The sequence below is a fragment of the Shewanella khirikhana genome (assembly GCF_003957745.1).
GTDB lineage: Bacteria > Pseudomonadota > Gammaproteobacteria > Enterobacterales > Shewanellaceae > Shewanella > Shewanella khirikhana.
In genome coordinates this window covers 2,472,791-2,490,560 of the sequence record NZ_CP020373.1, presented here as the reverse complement: position 1 = coordinate 2,490,560, position 17,770 = coordinate 2,472,791, and the positions used below count along the sequence as shown (strand labels likewise).

17 protein-coding genes and 1 other RNA gene are annotated in these 17,770 nt (G+C 53.3%); 8 read left to right on the top strand and 10 right to left on the bottom strand.

Annotation, left to right across the window (positions count from 1 at the left end):
* Positions 1–106 precede the first annotated feature (106 nt).
* The 6 genes from STH12_RS10835 to STH12_RS10810 all read left to right on the top strand — a co-directional run bounded on the left by STH12_RS10835 (position 107) and on the right by STH12_RS10810 (position 8,393).
* Positions 107–2,467, top strand: a complete 2,361-nt coding sequence (locus STH12_RS10835) for a putative bifunctional diguanylate cyclase/phosphodiesterase (RefSeq protein WP_237158582.1) — start codon at positions 107–109, stop codon at positions 2,465–2,467.
* A gap of 67 nt (positions 2,468–2,534) precedes the next feature.
* Positions 2,535–3,758, top strand: a complete 1,224-nt coding sequence (locus tag STH12_RS10830; RefSeq protein ID WP_126169491.1) for a DEAD/DEAH box helicase — start codon at positions 2,535–2,537, stop codon at positions 3,756–3,758.
* A 374-nt stretch (positions 3,759–4,132) separates the two neighbouring features.
* Entirely contained in the window at positions 4,133–6,379 is a 2,247-nt protein-coding gene (gene katG / locus STH12_RS10825; protein WP_126167562.1) for a catalase/peroxidase HPI, read from the top strand.
* A gap of 305 nt (positions 6,380–6,684) precedes the next feature.
* Positions 6,685–7,215 (top strand): YbhB/YbcL family Raf kinase inhibitor-like protein, encoded by a 531-nt coding sequence (locus tag STH12_RS10820; protein WP_126167561.1) that lies wholly within the window; start codon positions 6,685–6,687, stop codon positions 7,213–7,215.
* Between the two features lie 12 nt (positions 7,216–7,227).
* Complete coding sequence (locus STH12_RS10815; RefSeq protein ID WP_164551190.1) at positions 7,228–7,998, top strand: helix-turn-helix domain-containing protein; 771 nt, start codon at positions 7,228–7,230, stop codon at positions 7,996–7,998.
* A 146-nt stretch (positions 7,999–8,144) separates the two neighbouring features.
* Positions 8,145–8,393: a DUF3297 family protein gene (locus STH12_RS10810; RefSeq protein ID WP_126167559.1), complete on the top strand. Its 249-nt coding sequence runs from the start codon at positions 8,145–8,147 to the stop codon at positions 8,391–8,393.
* A gap of 153 nt (positions 8,394–8,546) precedes the next feature.
* Here STH12_RS10810 and STH12_RS10805 read toward each other — a convergent pair whose 3' ends face one another.
* The 9 genes from STH12_RS10805 to smpB form a co-directional block, all read right to left on the bottom strand.
* On the bottom strand, positions 8,547–9,026 hold the full coding sequence (locus STH12_RS10805; protein ID WP_126167558.1) for a hypothetical protein: 480 nt from the start codon (positions 9,024–9,026) through the stop codon (positions 8,547–8,549).
* 63 nt (positions 9,027–9,089) lie between these two features.
* Complete coding sequence (locus STH12_RS10800; RefSeq protein ID WP_126167557.1) at positions 9,090–10,055, bottom strand: nuclease-related domain-containing protein; 966 nt, start codon at positions 10,053–10,055, stop codon at positions 9,090–9,092.
* 262 nt (positions 10,056–10,317) lie between these two features.
* Positions 10,318–10,503, bottom strand: coding sequence for a hypothetical protein (locus tag STH12_RS21785; protein WP_418856616.1), 186 nt, complete (start codon positions 10,501–10,503; stop codon positions 10,318–10,320).
* The gene (locus STH12_RS21620) at positions 10,443–10,688 is read right to left on the bottom strand and encodes a hypothetical protein (protein WP_237158893.1); all 246 of its coding nucleotides are present in this window, start codon (positions 10,686–10,688) and stop codon (positions 10,443–10,445) included. Before STH12_RS21620 ends, STH12_RS21785 begins: the two co-directional genes overlap by 61 nt.
* A 50-nt stretch (positions 10,689–10,738) precedes the next feature.
* Entirely contained in the window at positions 10,739–12,865 is a 2,127-nt protein-coding gene (locus STH12_RS10790; RefSeq protein WP_126167555.1) for a TonB-dependent siderophore receptor, read from the bottom strand.
* 199 nt (positions 12,866–13,064) lie between these two features.
* A complete protein-coding gene (locus tag STH12_RS10785; protein ID WP_126167554.1) occupies positions 13,065–13,529 on the bottom strand; it encodes a hypothetical protein in 465 nt (154 codons plus the stop codon).
* The gene (locus STH12_RS10780; protein ID WP_126167553.1) at positions 13,519–14,682 is read right to left on the bottom strand and encodes a PepSY-associated TM helix domain-containing protein; all 1,164 of its coding nucleotides are present in this window, start codon (positions 14,680–14,682) and stop codon (positions 13,519–13,521) included. Before STH12_RS10780 ends, STH12_RS10785 begins: the two co-directional genes overlap by 11 nt.
* Before the next feature lie 467 nt (positions 14,683–15,149).
* Positions 15,150–15,505: a transfer-messenger RNA gene (ssrA, locus tag STH12_RS10775) on the bottom strand.
* Between the two features lie 95 nt (positions 15,506–15,600).
* Positions 15,601–16,083, bottom strand: a complete 483-nt coding sequence (gene smpB / locus STH12_RS10770) for an SsrA-binding protein SmpB (RefSeq protein ID WP_011760500.1) — start codon at positions 16,081–16,083, stop codon at positions 15,601–15,603.
* Positions 16,084–16,264: 181 nt separating this feature from the next.
* On the opposite strand from smpB, the gene STH12_RS10765 reads away from it, so the two are divergent.
* Together STH12_RS10765 and STH12_RS10760 are read left to right on the top strand one after the other, a co-directional pair.
* A complete protein-coding gene (locus STH12_RS10765) occupies positions 16,265–16,699 on the top strand; it encodes an SRPBCC family protein (RefSeq protein ID WP_126167552.1) in 435 nt (144 codons plus the stop codon).
* Positions 16,689–17,021 carry an RnfH family protein gene (locus STH12_RS10760; protein ID WP_126167551.1) on the top strand — a complete coding sequence of 111 codons (333 nt, stop codon included), beginning with the start codon at positions 16,689–16,691 and terminating at the stop codon, positions 17,019–17,021. Before STH12_RS10765 ends, STH12_RS10760 begins: the two co-directional genes overlap by 11 nt.
* Positions 17,022–17,093: 72 nt before the next feature.
* On the opposite strand, the gene STH12_RS10755 is transcribed toward STH12_RS10760, so the two are convergent.
* Positions 17,094–17,582, bottom strand: a complete 489-nt coding sequence (locus STH12_RS10755; RefSeq protein WP_126167550.1) for an outer membrane protein assembly factor BamE — start codon at positions 17,580–17,582, stop codon at positions 17,094–17,096.
* Positions 17,583–17,770: the final 188 nt, after the last annotated feature.

Sequence of the window (17,770 nt, the reverse complement as noted above, 5' to 3'; positions counted from 1 at the left end):
AAAGAGGCGGTGAAAAGGAGTATAGGTCAGGATTTGATACGGTATACTGTGGCTCAGAAACTCGGTTGGCACTGGCGCCGTTTAACAGCATGTATTGGGGTTGGGATTGAAAAAAGGGACAAAACCAGACAGCTATCCACTACTGACACAGGTGTTGCCACTGCTGGGTGATTTTGCGGTGACCCACGAACTCGCGCTCGCCCTGTACCATGGTGATAACTGCCTGTTATCGCTCAATCATCGCAATCAGGCCTCTGCAGCCAGGCAATTGGATCCCAGTGCCCGGCAGCCACTGAGTGGCGGTGTCAGCCAGCAGCTTTGCGCCAGAGGGCTGGAGCAGCAGTGGCGCCTTGAGCTGAGCGCAGATGCGCTGCCTGATGCAGTGCTTGTGCAGGCGCAGCTGCTGCTGGAAGGCATAGGCGTGCTCTGCGCCGGGCTTGGCAGCGGCCTAATGCAAAGCTTCCTCGATGCCTTTGATGAACATCTGTGGATCAAAGATGGCGCTGGCCGCTATCGCTTTGCCAATCGCTCGACGCTGGAGTCCTGGGGGCTTGGCGCCGATGAGCTGCTCGGCAAGGGCGACGAAGACATATTTCCCGCCAAGGCCGCCGATTTTTGTGCCACAGATGCCCAGGCCATTGCCGCCGGACACCCCATTGTGGTGGCCGAGTGTATCGACAGAGATCAGCACAAGGGGCGGATCTGGCTCGAAACCTTAAAGGCTCCCATGTACGACGGTGAAGGCCGCTTGCTGGGCGTAATAGGTTACACCCGCGATATTGCCCGCTACAAAGCGGCCGAAGAGCAACTGATGCTCACCTCCAAGGTGTTTGAAAATGCTGCGGAAGGGGTGATGATCACCAACCCCGACGGCATCATTACCGACATCAACGGCGCCTTTGAGAAAATCACCGGTTACCAGCGTGATGAAGTGCTGGGCAAAACACCGCGGCTGCTCAATTCCGGGCGCCATGAAAAAGACTTCTTCGATAACTTCTGGCGCTCGCTCAAACAGCAGGGTCACTGGCATGGTGAAATCTGGAACCGACGCAAAAACGGCACCCTGTATGCTGAGCAAATCAGCATCAGTTCCGTCTATGGTGATGATGGTCAAATTCGGTGCTATGTGGCGGTATTTTCAGATATTTCATTGCTAAAGCAGACCGAGGCGGAAGTGGCGCAGCTCGCCTGGCATGACCCGTTGACCCGGCTGCCCAACCGCTCCAAACTCAATACCATCATGCAGCAACAGCTGAAGATGGCATCGCACCACAAGTCCAGGCTGGCGCTGCTGCTGATTGATGTGGATTTGTTCAAACACATCAACGACAGCTTCGGCCATGTGATTGGCGATAAAGTGCTTTATTCACTGTCGGAGCGCCTTGGCTCCTTGCTGGATGCGGAAGATACCCTGGCACGTATCGGCGGTGATGAGTTTGTGGTGCTTACTGAGGTGAATTGCCGCAGCGATATCACCAGCACCCTGGAGGCAATTCAGCGCGCCTTTGATACCAGTTTCAGCACCGATGAGCGCGGCGCCGTGCGCTTAAGCGCCAGTATCGGCATTGCCCTGTATCCGGAAGATGGCAAGGATCCGGATACCTTGCTGAAAAATGCCGACGCCGCCATGTACCGCGCCAAGCAGCAGGGCCGCAACAGCCATGCGTTTTACACCGAGCAGATGACCCAAAGTTCGCTCAAGCAGCTCAAGTTGCAAACGGCGCTGCGTGAAGCGGTGCGCCATGGCCGCTTTTATCTGCTGTATCAGCCCAAGGTGGATTTGCAAAGCCGCGCCATCGTGGGGCTGGAGGCCCTGTGCCGCTGGACCGATCCTGACCTTGGCAGTGTCTCCCCCGCCGACTTTATCCCGGTGGCCGAAGCGATTGGATTAATGCCGGAAATTGGCCTGTGGGTGCTGGCTGAAGCTTGCCGTCAAACCAAGGCCTGGCTCGATGCCGGGCTCAGCCCGGGCAGGGTGGCGGTGAATGTCTCCGGCTCGCAGCTGGCGGTGCCTGGCTTTGTTGATGACGTGGCGGCGGTGCTGGCGAAATATGCGCTGCCGGGCACTGCGCTCGAGCTTGAAATCACCGAGAGCATGGTACTGCTGAACCCTGAGGGCGCCATCGACACCCTGGAAAAACTCAAAGCCATGGGCATTCGCCTGGCGCTCGATGACTTTGGTACCGGCTATTCATCCCTCAGTTACCTTCGCAAACTGCCGATAGATACCCTGAAAATCGATCAGTCTTTTGTGCGTGAGCTGCCAGCGGATCAGGACAGTGCCGCCATTGCCATGGCCATTATTGCCATGGGCGAGGCGCTGCGTCTGAGCGTGATTGCAGAAGGGGTGGAAACCGAGGAGCAGGCCAATCTGCTTTACAAACTCGGCTGCACCGAGGCGCAGGGCTACCTGTTTGCCCGGCCGCAGCTGGCGTTCGATCTGGCGAGCGTACTGCCGCCCGCGTGAGCCGATGGCGCAAATTCTCTGGGGCAATGGTAAACTGCCGCCTTTGCTGTGTGAGTTGGAGCCTGACGTGTCTTTTGCTGCCTTTAATCTGCCATCCCCCTTGCCTGACAACCTGAGCGGCGCCGGTTTTACCGCCCCAACAGAGGTGCAGGCCGCCGCTATTCCTGCGTTGATGGACGGCCGTGATTTGATGGTCAAGGCCGCGACCGGCACTGGCAAAACCGCTGCTTTCCTTCTGCCGATGCTGGCAAAACTGCTCGCTGAAACGGCGCCCGAGCGTAACCTGCCTTCACCGCGGGCGCTGGTGTTGGTGCCAACCCGCGAGCTGTGTCAGCAGGTTTACGATGCCGCCGCCCAGCTTGGCAAGGGCAGCGGTGCCAAGGTCGCTCAGGCCTATGGCGGCGTGCCGCTGGAGAGCCAGCTCAAGGCCATCAAGGGCGGTGTGGACTTACTGATTGCCACCCCGGGCAGGCTGATTGACCATCTTAAAAAGCGTACGCTGCGCATCGATACCGTGAGTTTTATGGTATTCGATGAAGCCGACCGCATGCTCGATATGGGCTTTGAGGATGAAATTCGCGCCATCACCAGGAAGCTTGGCAAAGCGCGTCAGACAGCGCTGTTTTCGGCCACCTTTGGCGATGGTGTCTGGCGCGTAGCCAAAAGCCTGATGACATCGCCTGCGCTGGTGGAAATTGCCGCCGCCAAAGACGATAAGCCGCTGATTGAGGAGCGGATCTACGCCATTGACGCAGCGAGAAAACCCGAGTTTTTGAGCCATTTGCTCGGTAAAAATGACTGGAAACAGGTGCTGATTTTCAGCCGCACCAGGGAAGGGGCCGATAAACTCACTGCCCAGCTTATCGGGTCGGGCCATGGCGCCGTGGCCATGCATGCCGACCTGTCGCAAAAGCAGCGCGAGCAGAATCTTGCCGACTTCAAAGCGGGCTCGGCGCGGGTGCTGGTGGCGACCGATGTGGCCGCCAGGGGGCTGGATATAGAGGCGCTGCCCTGTGTCATCAATCTTGAGTTGCCATTCAAGCGTGAAGATTATGTGCACCGCATTGGCCGCACCGGTCGGGCAGGGGCTTCCGGGCTTGCGTTAACCTTACTCGACCCCAGCGATGAAGCCCTGCACATTGAGCTTGAAACCTTCCTGGACCGCCGTCTTGCACCCCAGTGGTATCAAGGATTTGAGCCGGATTTAACACTTCATATCGAGCGCCCCCGCAGCCTGAGCAAGGCGGCGCAAAAGCAAAAAGCCCGCAAGCGGGCTTTGGGTAAACGCTGAGCCTGATTTTCGCTGCAACAGCGCCAAAATGTGGCTTATGAAACATACGCAGCTGTGAATTGACTGTGCATGCAAGGGCTGGTTTGATGGCATTGGTTCATCGTCGTTAGAGCTGGTTCTTCAACATTGCCAATAGGCTACAGGCTTATCACTAAATTAGTTTCACCTTCTTTTTAGATTGCGACAATCTGATTTAATCGTTAGTCGCGAATCATTTTCCTCTCTACCTTGGAATAAACACCGGCGGGCAGTATCAGCCGCTGTTTAACCGTGGCCGTTTGTTTAAGGCGCGCTTGCTAAAGGCGCCGACACGCGGCGCATTTGTCGGGTGCGTGGCCCCTCCACGCCCTCCACCAAGGAAGAGGACTTCCAACATGAAATCAAGTATTCCAACCCTGACGGCGGTCGCCCTGTCGGTAGCCATGGCTTTTGGCGCTGCCAACACCCAAGCGGCTGAAGCCAAATCGGCTGCAGCCCAATCGTCCGCTGTTACCACCAACGCCTATTGGTGGCCAGAGCAGCTGGATTTATCTCCTTTGCGTCAGCATGGCGCCGAATCCAACCCTTATGGTGCCGATTTTAATTACGCCAAAGCCTTCCAATCGCTGGATTTGGATGCGGTGAAAGCCGATATCAAAACCACCCTCACGACTTCCCAGGACTGGTGGCCAGCCGACTACGGTCACTACGGGCCGTTTTTCATCCGTATGGCCTGGCACAGCGCCGGTGTCTATCGCATTTTTGATGGTCGCGGCGGTGCCAGTGGTGGTCAGCAGCGATTCGAGCCGCTTAACAGCTGGCCGGATAACGTAAACCTCGACAAAGCCCGTCGTCTGCTGTGGCCGGTGAAGCAAAAATACGGCGCCAAGATCTCCTGGGCCGATTTGATGGTGCTGGCGGGTAACGTATCTCTTGAGTCAATGGGCTTTAAAACCTTTGGTTTTGCCGGTGGTCGCAGCGACGACTGGGAAGCCGAAAAGGTGAACTGGGGCGCCGAAAAGCAGTGGCTGGATAACAAGCGCCGTAACCAAAAAGGTGAATTGGCCAAGCCCCTGGGCGCGACTCAGATGGGCCTGATTTACGTAAACCCTGAAGGTCCAAATGGCGTGCCTGATCCGCTCGCTTCCGCCCAGGAAATCCGCGACACCTTCGGCCGCATGGCCATGTCTGATGAAGAAACCGTTGCCCTGATTGCCGGTGGCCATACCTTCGGTAAGGCGCACGGTGCTCACGACCCAGCCAAGTGCGTAGGGGTAGACCCGGCCGCTGCTGGCCTTGAAGAGCAGGGCATGGGCTGGAAAAACCGCTGTGGTAAAGGTCACTCGGAAGACACGGTTTCCAGTGGTCTGGAAGGTTCATGGTCGTCCAATCCGACCAAGTGGACCATGGAATACTTAACCTGGCTTTACACCTTCGACTGGGTACAAACCAAGAGCCCGGCCGGCCATATTCAGTGGATCCCGGCGGATGGTAAAGCGGCCAATCTGGTGCCCGATGCCCACATTCCTGACAAGCGCCACGCGCCTATTATGTTCACCAGTGATATCGCGCTGAAGGAAGACCCCATCTACCGCGAAATCACCACCCGCTTCCTCAATAACCCGGCCGAATTTGAGTTGGCGTTTGCCAAGGCCTGGTACAAGCTGACCCACAGAGACATGGGGCCGAAAGTGCGCTACCTGGGTAAAGACGTGCCCTCTGAAGTACTGATTTGGCAAGACCCAATCCCGGCAGTTGATCATGCACTGATTGACGCCACCGATACCAAGCGCCTTAAAGCAGCAATCCTCGATTCTGGCTTAAGCGTGTCGGAGTTGGTGAGAACCGCCTGGGCGGCGGCCTCTTCTTATCGTGGTACCGACATGCGCGGCGGTGCCAACGGCGCCCGTATTGCACTTAAACCTCAAAGCGACTGGGCGGCAAACGATCCCAAAGCACTGGCGAAAGTGATTGGCAAACTTGAGAAAATCCAAAACGATTTCAACAAGAAAGCCAAGGGCGGCAAGAAGGTTTCGCTGGCAGATGTGATAGTGCTTGGTGGCAGCGCGGCGGTTGAGAAAGCTGCGGCCGATGCGGGCGTGAAGGTAAATGTTGGCTTCCGTCCGGGCCGTATGGATGCTTCTCAGGCCCAGACCGATGTGAACTCCTTCGCGGTACTTGAGCCCAAAGCCGATGGTTTCAGAAACTATTTCAGCGATGAAAGCGGCGCGTCTCCTGCTGAAGCACTGGTGGAAAAGGCCAACTTCCTGACCCTGAGCGTGCCAGAAATGACTGTGCTGGTTGGCGGTCTGCGGGTACTGGATGCCAACAGTGCGGGCAGCAAGCACGGTGTGTTCACTCAGGCTCCCGGCAAACTCAGCAATGACTTCTTTGTGAACCTGCTGGATATGTCCACCCGCTGGGAAAAGGGTGCCGAGCCCGGGCTGTATCAGGGCTTTGACCGCAAGTCGGGCAAACTGAAGTGGACTGCAACCCCGGTTGATCTGGTGTTTGGCTCCCACTCTGAGCTCAGAGCCGTGGCAGAGGTGTATGCCGCCGACGATGGCAAGGCCCGCTTCGTGCAGGACTTTGCCAAGGCCTGGACCAAGGTGATGGAACTTGACCGCTTCGACTTGAACTGAGCGGCCTGAAAGCTTATCGCGCCTTGAGGTGTTGAGCGGCTGCAAAGGCTACTTTGAGTAGAAAGCTCGCTCAGGCAGGCACCTCGCTCAGGCGGGAACCATGCCTCAGTGCGATGCAGGCCATATGGCTCAGGGCACACTGATAAGCACCCATCACTGACGCTGAAACGGCGGCAAGACAATCTTGCTGCCGTTTTTTATGTCTCGATATTTCGCTTAAATTCGTTTTATTTGATACTTAATGATCTGCTAAGGTTTGCCGTCTCCACTAGGCTATAAGCTCACGCCAACCAAGGAGTTCAACGATGAAATTATTCCCGCTTATCGGCAGCCTGTTAGTTGCAGCCAGTGTACATACTCAGGCTATGGAGCTTTCAAGCCCGGATATCAAAGAAGGGCACTTTATGGCCAAAACGTTTGAGTATCAGGGCTTTGGTTGCAGTGGTGACAACCTGTCGCCCGCCCTCAGCTGGTCAGATATTCCCGAAGGCACCAAGAGCTTTGCCATTACTGTATTCGATCCTGATGCGCCTACCGGCAGTGGTTGGTGGCATTGGGCGGTGGTAGATATTCCGCTGAAAGTCACGGCCATCGCCCGCGGCCAGAAGATGGACGCCCTGGGGGCCAAAACCCTTGGCAATGATTATGGCGAGCCCCGATTTGGCGGCGCGTGCCCACCGCCAGGCCATGGGATGCACAGATACCAGTTTACTGTGTGGGCCTTGCCGGTAGAGACGCTGCAACTGCCCGCGGACCCCAGCCTGGCGTTGCTTGGCTACCAGCTGGGTGCTCAGGCGCTTGGCAAGGCGACCATCACAGCAACATATTCACGCTGAGGGGAAATGGCTATGCAGCACGCGTTTCAAATCGAGTACTTTCGGGGCGCCAAACCCCAGCGGCTCAGTAATGTGGTGCTGTTTTCCCCTTCGCTGCTGCTGATTGAACGTGGCTCAAAAGGACTGCATTGGCAGGGGCAGCGGGTAGATTTGGGGGCCAAATTGCTGCTGGCTGGCCACAGCCGTCAGCAGCTGACCTTCGAAAACATGCCGTTGGCTCAGGGATTTAAGTCCCAGATGCTGCTCTTTTTCGTTCATCCTGAGCCGGAGCTGTTGGCTCTGAGCCGCGCGTCGGCAAGCCTGACGCCCTGGTTTGGGCAAACCAAGGGCCTTAGGGCCAGCCTGAGTTTCCTCACCAGCATGGATAAACAGGCCTTCAGCCTTGATGCTCAGCAGCAGTTTGTATTTGGGCTTTACCAACAGCTAGCAGAGCTTGGGGTGCTGCATTGGATGTTTCCTTCGGGGGAGGTGACTGTGGCGCAGCGGGTGGCCGAACTTGCGGCCCAGCAGCCTGCCCATAATGCGCTTTTTGCGCTTTGCTGCCAGCGACTTGGTATGAGCCGGGCCACTTTGCTTCGGCATCTTAAAGCAGACCAACTGCGCTTTCGCGATATAGTCGCCCAAGTGCGGATGAACCATGCGATTTCGCTGATGCAGCGCGGCGAGCGGCAGCTTGAGCGCTTAAGCGATGCCTGTGGTTATCAATCGTTGCCACGTTTTCAGGCCCGTTTCGAAGGCCAATTCGGATTGTCGGTGTCTGAGTACATGGCGACCTTGTCATAGTTGGCTGCCACAGGCTTGATGCCGAGCCGACGTTTATCCTCCAGGGCATCTGGTCAAAGCAGCGCTAAACAGGTATCTGATACTATTGAGCCAAACCCGGTGATTGCCTACAATGGCGCAGGTTTTATTTACCCAAGATGACGATTATGACCGATACCAAAGTACCGCCAGCCCTGCCAGACCGCCTGTCCATCAACCCACGCAGCCCACACCATGTGGCCGAAGTGTTTGAATTTAATGTGGGTATCCGCATCAATGGCAAAGAGCGTTTTGACGTTGAAGAATACTGCATCAGCGAAGGCTGGATTAAAGTGGCTTCTCACAAGGCTCTCGATCGCCGCGGCCAGCCACTGCTGATGACCATCAAAGGCGAAGTGGAAGCCTTCTACAAGTAATCTTGCTGCTTTCGCAATATAAAAAAGACAGGGCTTTGCCCTGTCTTTTTTCGTTTTCAAACTGCAACCTTTCATTAGCATAGGCTCTTGAAGCATTGTCCGAAAACTTACGTTATATTCGTCAGTCAGAATAAATAATAACTTAGATAAAAATCAAAGTTTTGCATTGTCGTTTGTTGTTTGAGGTTGCACGTTGTTGCTTGAATCTGTCGCCATTTTGCCCGGCTTCAGTAAGTTGGGCTTGGTAGATTTAGACATTTCACGTTGGATAAATTGGCTGATTTTGCCGATTACCATGGACATCAGTATGAGTAAAAAAAACACTCCCTTATATTCACCGGGAGGGAAGAATATAAACCAAAAACTCATAGTCACGCCCGCGAGCATGAAAAAACTTCCATAAATGAAAAAACCAAATAAACGCTGGATCTTTTCGGTTAGGAATGAGTTTTGGTCTTCAAATAACTGCCCAAACATGGACATGAAACTGCTAAAAATTGCGCAAGTTATTGCTACATATACGCAGAGCACGGTAAAAAAATTCTGATGCAAGTCGCTTCTCTGAATTGCAATCAGGAATATGGCCCACGAAACAATTGATGTCGTTCTGAAAATAAAGGTGGATTTATTCATATTAACTCCATTTAAACCCGCCATGGCCGAAGGTGTTTTGCAGTAACTCTGTCCCTTCATTTATCAACAAAACCGTAGCGCCGTTTTATCACCGCACTGGTTGCAGTTCAGATTGTAATCGTTGCCACGTTTACTCACCTTGGTTTCTTTACTTTGGCAACTGGGACAAGGGCGTTTCATCGGGGTATTGCCACTGCAATGGCCACATTTAACGTAGTAGCCGTATTGGCCCCAGTTGGGTTGTAATTGAGCTGGGGAGTCACAGTGTTTACAAGTTATCTGTAGTTGGGTTAGTGGAGACAAAACTACTGCTGACTGATTGAGCGCTGTCGACTCTGATGCCGCATAGGCCGCAATGTTTTCTTTGATGTTGGACTCTACGGGACTTCCACTTTCTTTAAGCAAAAAGTCGCATATAGCTGCAAGCTCATTTTTGTTAAAGGCAGGTCTGGTATCGAGGACGTTGATTAATTGGCTGAGAGTGCCTTTTAGATTCATGATCTCGAGTAACTTATCGACCAGAAATTCTGATTTTACCAAGCGTTTAGAAATGTCTTTTGGAATTGCTTCTCTTTCGATAATGGCATTGCTGGATATTGCACAAACGCTGTGCCAGCAGCGTCCTCCGAATCCTTGCTGCAGCATCAAAAATTTAGGCAGGATATTCGCTCTGTTATCGATAAGAAGTTGCTGAAGTAAGCTGGTTTGCAACTCTACCTGTTTAATGGGTGAGGCTATGCCTTGCCATTTTCCTTGCCAACTGCGGCTCCACTCCTGATGGCTGTTTACTTTAACTTCACCGGTAATGCTTTTAGATTCAATCAGAATAAAGCCAAAAGTGTACACAATCAGATGGTCAATTTGGGCAGATTCGCCATTATGGCTGAGCTGCAAATCATTAAACACCATGACATCGGGATGGTCTTTGAATGCACGGCGGAGGAAAAATGCGACACTTGATTCCTGCTTTTCTCCGGCAGCAATCATTGGATTGTCGCTGCCTGTTAACTGCTTGTCTTTAAGGATCACATTAAATTCCCTGTGATTTACGGCAACTTACCGAATTTTGCCATAGGGCTTTACCCTGCTCAAGTAGGGTTTAAGAAGGTCGGTCGGTGAGCCGCTTGAATGGCTCGGACTGGGTAGCGCCCTGTATATGATGAGCTTGAGCTTGAGCTTGAGGAAGGGGGAGTGGCAAGAAAAAGACGTCCGAAGACGTCTTTTGTGCTTTGATGGGGTGTTTATGGGAACGGTTAGGAAGCCGAATAAGAGTGGGGAAGATTCACCGACCTTAAAGGCAATCCTCAGCGAGTTTCCATTTGGCGAGTGGATTCGCGATGGTTCCGGCCATTTGCAGGCTTCCGGCGGGATCTTCAAGATTGAGCATATGCTGGTTGTTGGCCATCTGCAGACGATTCAGGCACGAATGTTCGAATTCATCGGCAAAGAGATCATAGCGTGCAAACTGAGGTGCCAGCTCGGGATGCTGCCGTTGATACCTGTGGCTGCAGCGCGCGACTGCCAGAAGGCGGCGTTGGCATCGGGATAGTTTTGCCTGACCCACAGATAAAGCGCTTCGATGGCGTGCTGATTATTACCTGTGGGATAGATAGCCCCAACGCGGGGCGTATCCTGGCCGCTAAGGGCGGGATGAAACTGCAAAGCCGCAGCATATAAACCCGACCTTAGGTCAGCTGGCGTTGGCGCCAGGCTCAGAGGTCAACCTCCAGGCCCAGCTCAACACTGCGCTCGGCGCCCATCCAGCAGTTGTTTACACCACTGCATGCGCCCACATAGCGCTTGTCGGTGAGGTTGCTGACAGTGAGCCCCAAACGATAGCTGTCCCCCAAACGCCAGGAGGCTGCCACATCAACCAGGGTATAACCGGGCACAGTGCCGGTATTGTGGTCATCCAGCATACTGTCGCCCACATGGCGTACACCTGTGCTCAGATCCAGACTCTCTGTGACATAAAACGTTGCCCACAGCGAAGCCTGCCTGTCGGCGACCCACTCGGGTGTCTTTCCTACCAAGGCGGGATCGAGTTGATTTTCAGTAAACTCAACATCCTGCTGGTTGTAACTGCCGTCCAGCGACATAAAGTCACCAATACGAGTGCGGAACGCAAATTCAAAACCACGGGAGTTCAGCTCTCCCGCCTGAGTGTATCGCATCCAGTCGGGAGTATTGACCACCAGATCCTGTTGGGTGATGTCAAACAGGGCCAGTGTCAACTGGGTTCTGCCATCGCCGCTGGCGTACTTAAGACCGGTTTCCCACTGGCTTGCGGTAGTGGGCTTGAATACATCGCCGCTGATGCTGTCCCGGCCCGTGGTGGGCTCATAGGACTGGGCAAAACTCACATAGGGTGAAATGCCATTGTCGAAGCGGTAGATAGCGGCAATCCGGCCGGTCAGTTCATTTTGGTCCGTTTTGGCTTCTTCAAAACCACCTTCGCCCAAATACAGCTTGGTTGCGGCATCTGTGCTGTCATAGCTGTCATGGCGCAGGTTGGCCAGAATAGTTAACGCATCCCAGGTGATTTCATCCTGCAGATAAAAACCGAGCTGACGTTGTTTGATATCGTGGCGCTCGGTATAGGTGCCAACCGGTAACTGCTCTGGGCGAATTAGGTTGTGATCCGGGGCGCCCAAATCAATTGCCGGGGTGTCGGTGCCCAGGGTATCGCCGTAGTTGATATCGGAATCCTGATATTGATAGTCGATACCAAACAGCAGTTTATGCGCCAGCACTCCGGTGCTGATAGTCCATGCAAGCTGATTATCAACCGCCAGCCCCTCAATGGCCTCATCGGTGAAATAGGCATTGCGTGCCAGCAGGCGATCGCCATCGCTCAGCCCGGAATTGTAGGTATTGCGCTGTAATCCCTCACCCTTGGTGTATCTGAGGTTTTGCAGAAAACTGAGGTTATCCGAAAACTCGTGGTTGAGCTTGTAGCCCGCCAACAGCATATCCCTGTCCATCTTGCCCCAGTTGCGGTCGCCGGCGTAGGCATTTGCATTCAGCTTGCCGTAACTGGCGTCAACCAGGGTGCCCACCGATGGCAAAGGCGTCGATGGGATCATTGACGGATCCTGCTGATAATACAGATTCAGATTCAAACTGGTGCGCTCGGCGACCCGCCAGGTGAGTGAGGGGGCTACAAACCAGCGCTGCTCTTCGGTGGTTTCCATCTGGCCATCACGCTGACGGCCAAGGGCTACAATCCGGTAGTCGATACTGTCGGTTGCCACACCGTTATGGTCAACGCCAAGTTCCAGCATCTGATTGGTTCCGAGCCGCGAGCGCAGCAATGTTTGTTCGCTGCCCAGCGGCTGTTTTGCCACCTGGTTGACCATGCCGCCCGGCGGGGCAGAGCCATAAAGTACCGAGGTCGGCCCCTTAAGGACTTCGATGCTGTCGGTGGCGAAGGCATCTACCTGGGGCACCAGATTCCACAGACCGTTATATTGCAATGGCAGGCCATCATAATAGTTACGATAGCTCTGGAAACCACGAATGGTGTACTGATCAAAAATGGTGGTGGTTGGGCGGTTTTCCGGTGTAATACCAGCTACATAGCGCAGCGCCTCGTTGACGCTGTCGGCCTGACGCAGTTTCAGCAATTCGGCGTCATAGACCTCATAACTCATGGGGGACTCAATGGGGCTCAAGCGAGACTTACTGCCCGTGGTTCTGTAGCCCTGAGAGTAGATAACCAGGCGTTCAATATCGGTTGCCTGTGATGCTGTGGACGCTTCCTGCGCGTGGGAAACTGCAGTCGCTGATGTGAGCGCCAGAGCGATGGAGGACCCCAGCAGCGTGATTCTTCCTTTCATTTCTTCACCATTGATTAATCTCACGGGAGTGAGTGTTATGAGAATGGTGAGCATTGTAAGTGATAAGCATTATCATTTGAATGCGTGGAATGTAAAGATTGAAACATTCCACGCCGGGTGGGGAAACGGATTGGCACAAAAACGATGCGACTAATAATAGCCGCAGTAGCTGGGGAATTAAGGTTTTTACTATCTGTTTTTATTGAATAAAGGTTTCGGGTAAAGGCCAGCTGGCTGAGTAAGTCTGGTTCTGCCAGGTTTGCACTGAAATCCAAAGTTTGTCTTCGGCCGTAAACTGCTTTGGTGATAGCGCATGCACGTGAAGCCCGTGTCGGCTTCCATGTAATATGCCCATCTCATGCTGCTCGAATTCAACGAGTGTCAGTGGCCGTGGGCCAATATTCACATATGCTTGGCGTATATCGCGGATATCACCCTGACTGAGGGTAAAGTAAAAGTCTTTCACATTGTCGCCATGGTGGCTGTATGGCCTATCCAAATCCAGCGGCATGGGAACGAAGCTAAATTCACCTACGTGCTGTGCTTCCCATGAAGGGGGAAAAGACGGAGTCAATGATTGGTACAAAAACCACCAGGGTAAAATCAGCAGCAGGCCGTTTATTTGGTATTTATACCTTTGCCAGAAGGTGGGTTCAGTCTGCATAAATTGCCTCCACCGCGTCCGGTTTCCTGATTGATTTGACGACGCGACTTCCCCACATCATAAAGCCGGTAATCGACATGCCGGAAATCAATAAGCCGAACACAAACCAGATGAGTTTGGTCCAAAGCCCGCCAAAGGTGCCAAAATGCAGTGGGTCTGCAATGTGGCTCAGGGTTTGAAGGGGAGTCATCGTTTCAGGGGATTGTGTATGGCTGATCTCGCCTGTCCAGGGATTGATGCTAAGGCTGTAGGAATAGCCATCAAATAAGAGTTCTCCTCCGCCACCGCTGAGGTGATACATATCCCGGGTATGTTCCGGCAAAGCAACATAGCTTGGCTGAAACTGAGGAAAATGCTGATAGGCAAGTTGCATGGCGTCTGCGAGGCTGACCTCGGGGGACTGCTTTTGCATTGGAAGCTGGCTGGCTGCAATCAGGGGGGCATGGGGCTCAATATCAACCTCTGCATGCCATAGCACGGCTTGGATGAGATACCACAGGCCTGTGACGCTCATTACAATGAGGAACCAGATAGACCAGACACCGGCCAAGCGATGAAGGTCAGCCAATATGGTCTTCTTCCCTTGATGAAACCGCAGTTTCGGCTGGGTAAAGCTGCGCCAGAAATTTTTGTAAATCACCAGGCCGGTGATCAGCGCTCCCAGCATCACAATAGCCATGGCAGAGACTATGTAATAGCCAATGCTGTAGTTGGTATGCCAGGGAAACAGCAGCCATCCGTGTAAGCTGCGCATGAAATCAATGAAAGAGAGCCCAAGATTAAGCTCTTGAATTTCGCCTGTATATTGATTGACGTAAGCAATAGCATGCGGTTTGTCATGGTCTGTGAACACGACTGCGGTGACCAGATACGGCTCGAAGACCAGCACGTTTGTCACATCCGCGCTTGGGTATTCGCCAACAACAACATCAACCAGTTCTGCAATCGGCTTGGGCGGGACACCCTGTGGATTTGTGGCCCGCGCCTCAGGGTTGGTCAGCCAGGTCAATTCATGACTTACCACGGCAATGGTTCCCGTTATGCATACAAAGGTGAATACCAACCAGACTGGCAACGAAAACCAACCATGTAACTGGAACCAGAATCGATTGCTCACCGTCGCCTCATTATCCCTATCGTCAAAGCGTGGCATGTTATCGGTAATGGGAATCGTTATCAAATGAATGAGCGAAATTTACATTGGCATTTGCGAATGGTGCAGGGGCTGTGTGACTCGGCGTCTGTATGCGAAAAGGTGCTTTCGTTGACCTTAGCTGCATCATCAATAAGCGCCCAGTAATCGACTGGCCTGAGTCAGCGGCTGAATAACTTCCACGACAGAGCAGCTTCCGCGATAGAGCAACTTGCAGAGTATGGCAATGACGTGGCTGCGCCTGTCTTTGATGTAATCGTTTGATTTTTTTGATTAATATTAGCAGGGGGACTGCAGGCTTGGCTTGCCAGGCGCTATCACCACTTGGCGCTGGAATACCAACTGGTATACGAAAGGCCTAAGGTTTAGTTAGATGTCTTGAGATTTTTTGAGACATTAATTTATTGATTTATATAAATTAAAGGCAATAAAAAAGACGTCCGAAGACGTCTCTTTTATTTTAGGTTTGGTGGAGGCGGCGGGACTTGAACCCGCGTCCGAAAAACCTACGCTCAAGGCGCTACATGCTTAGTCTCTCTTTTATTTAACCGCTCGAACTCCGAAAGACAGGATTTCTAACGGTGAGCCTGGAACTGTTTCGCGGTTCACCCCCAGACAAGGTTCCCTCGCTAGCACTATGTAAGGTGACCATCAAATCCACTGCCCATGTGCGAGACCTGTGGTAGATGGCTGGCGCTAATTAAGCGGCCAGAGCGTAGTTATCGTCGTTTGCAACTATAACTTTGCGGCTTTTTACGAGGCCAACCGCCCCTCGGCATGCTCCCGGAGTTTCGCGAATCCCGTCGAATCCAGAATCGCCCCCAAGAAACTTGATTGTACTCCCATGCTGCCCTGAATTCCAAGGCATAATTTGGCAGTGACAACCAACTGTCTGTTTTCCGCTCGAAAACAGGCAGCTTATTTGTTCTTCATCACCCGGGCTTTTTCAATATCCCAATCGCGCTGCTTGATGTCATCGCGCTTGTCGTGGGCTTTTTTACCTTTACCCAGACCAATCTCTACCTTTACCCAGGCGCCTTTGCGCCAGTACATGGAGATAGGCACGATGGCATAGCCCTGGCGCTCTACCAAACCGGCCAGCCGGTCGAGCTCGCGACGGTTAAGCAGCAGCTTGCGCGGGCGGGTAGGGTCGCACACCACGTGAGTGGAGGCGGCGTGCAGTGGGGTGATATGGCAGTGGTGCAGGAAGGCTTCACCGTTTTTCAGCATCACGTAGCTTTCAGAGATGTTGATTTTTCCGGCGCGGATAGACTTCACCTCCCATCCCATCAGGGACAGGCCTGCCTCGAATTTTTCATCGAATTTGTATTCGAAGGTCGCGCGCTTATTGCGGGCGATCGTGGCCGGCTGGGCGGCCTTTTTGGAGTTTTTCTTTACCATAGGCGGGCTATTATAACGTGGGGTGGCCAATTTGGAATTGACCGCCCAAGAATATTTAGCTGTTTTGCCAAGCAGATGTTTTTGTTGGTGAGTTTTTGTACTGGGTGACGTCTGCCATCTTTGGGATAAGCCGTGTTACAATCCGGCCCCAACAGTATTTCCAAACGATGATTTCAAGCGAATGCCCAAGGTGTCCCGAAGCGTGCTGGTGCGATTCAGTGCCCAGCAAATGTACGATCTGGTCAACGATGTCGAGTCCTACAAGGAGTTCCTGCCCGGCTGTGTGGGCGGCAAGGTGATTTCTTTTGATGGCCAAACCATGGTGGCTTCGGTGGATGTGAGCAAAGCAGGCATTGCCCGCACCTTTACCACCCGTAATCAGGTGGTGCCGGGCAAGCACATTGCGCTGGTGCTGGAAAATGGCCCCTTTAAACACCTGCAGGGCGAATGGCGCTTTACTGAGCTTACCGAGGATGCCAGCAAGGTGGATTTTGAACTGGATTTTGAATTCTCAAGTGGCCTGGCAGATTTAGCATTTGGTAAGGTATTCAAAGAGTTGGTTTCATCCATGGTAACGGCGTTTACCAGTCGGGCGAAGGTAGTGTATGGCCAGTGATAATGAAAAGTTTGGTGTAGATGTGATTTACGCCCTGCCGGAGCGGCAAAAAATTGTGCATGTGATGATTGCGCCTGGCACCAGCTTTATCGAGGCGGTGCGCCAGAGCAATATCGCCAGCTTCTTTCCTGATCTCGAACTCGACAAGGTCAAGCTTGGCAGTTTCAGCCGTTTGGTGAAGCACGATGATGAGGTGCTGCCCGGTAACCGGATTGAGATTTACCGGCCGCTGATTGCCGATCCTAAGGATGTTCGCCGTCTGCGGGCCGAAAAAGCCAAAGAAGAAGGGCGCGCCAATAAGATAACCGGCGCCAAGCTGTGACCGGCTAGCCGTACCAAAACAAAAAAAGCGCCCATGGGCGCTTTTTTGTTGGCTGTCTTTTCGGGCAAGTGCTTAGAACTTGCGGATAGCCTTGGGATCGTTCTGGCCTTCTTCAACCAGTGGCTTGCTGTCGCCGCGCTGCTCGGGTACCAGCGGCTGGTCGTCACCGGCGGTAACGGTTGGCAGCTTGCTTTGCTCAAGCGGCGTATTGAACTCGGTTGACAGCTCATAATCGCCGCTCACTTTGGCGAGACGATCGTTTTCAAAGTGCAGCACCAGCTCTTTGTGGATGATGCTGGCATCGCGGCCACTCTTGAAGTGGTACACATAATACCAGGTGTTGTCGGCGAAGCTGTCTCTGAGTACCGGACGGCCCAGCACGTATTCCGCCTGCTCCTTGGTCATCTCAATACGCAGCTTTTCTACCTGTTGTGGCTCCATGTAGTTGCCCTGAGGGATGTCAGGCTTGTACACCAGCCAATCGAAAACACTGCAGCCAGACAGAGATAATGAGAGGGCTGCGGCCCCCAGCAGGGTGAGACTATGCTTCTTAATCAACATCGTGTGTGCTTATTCCTTAAAAACTGCGGCTCATCATACCCAAGGGCAGGCCAGACTGACAAGGGCAGCAGCCCAAAAGGCGTCAGCTGCAGCATTTTGACCGCGCCTTCTGCGCAAGGTTCAGCTGATTTTCTTCATCCGGGTTTACCACAATGTCAATCAAAGGTATGAAAGCCTGAATTCTGCTG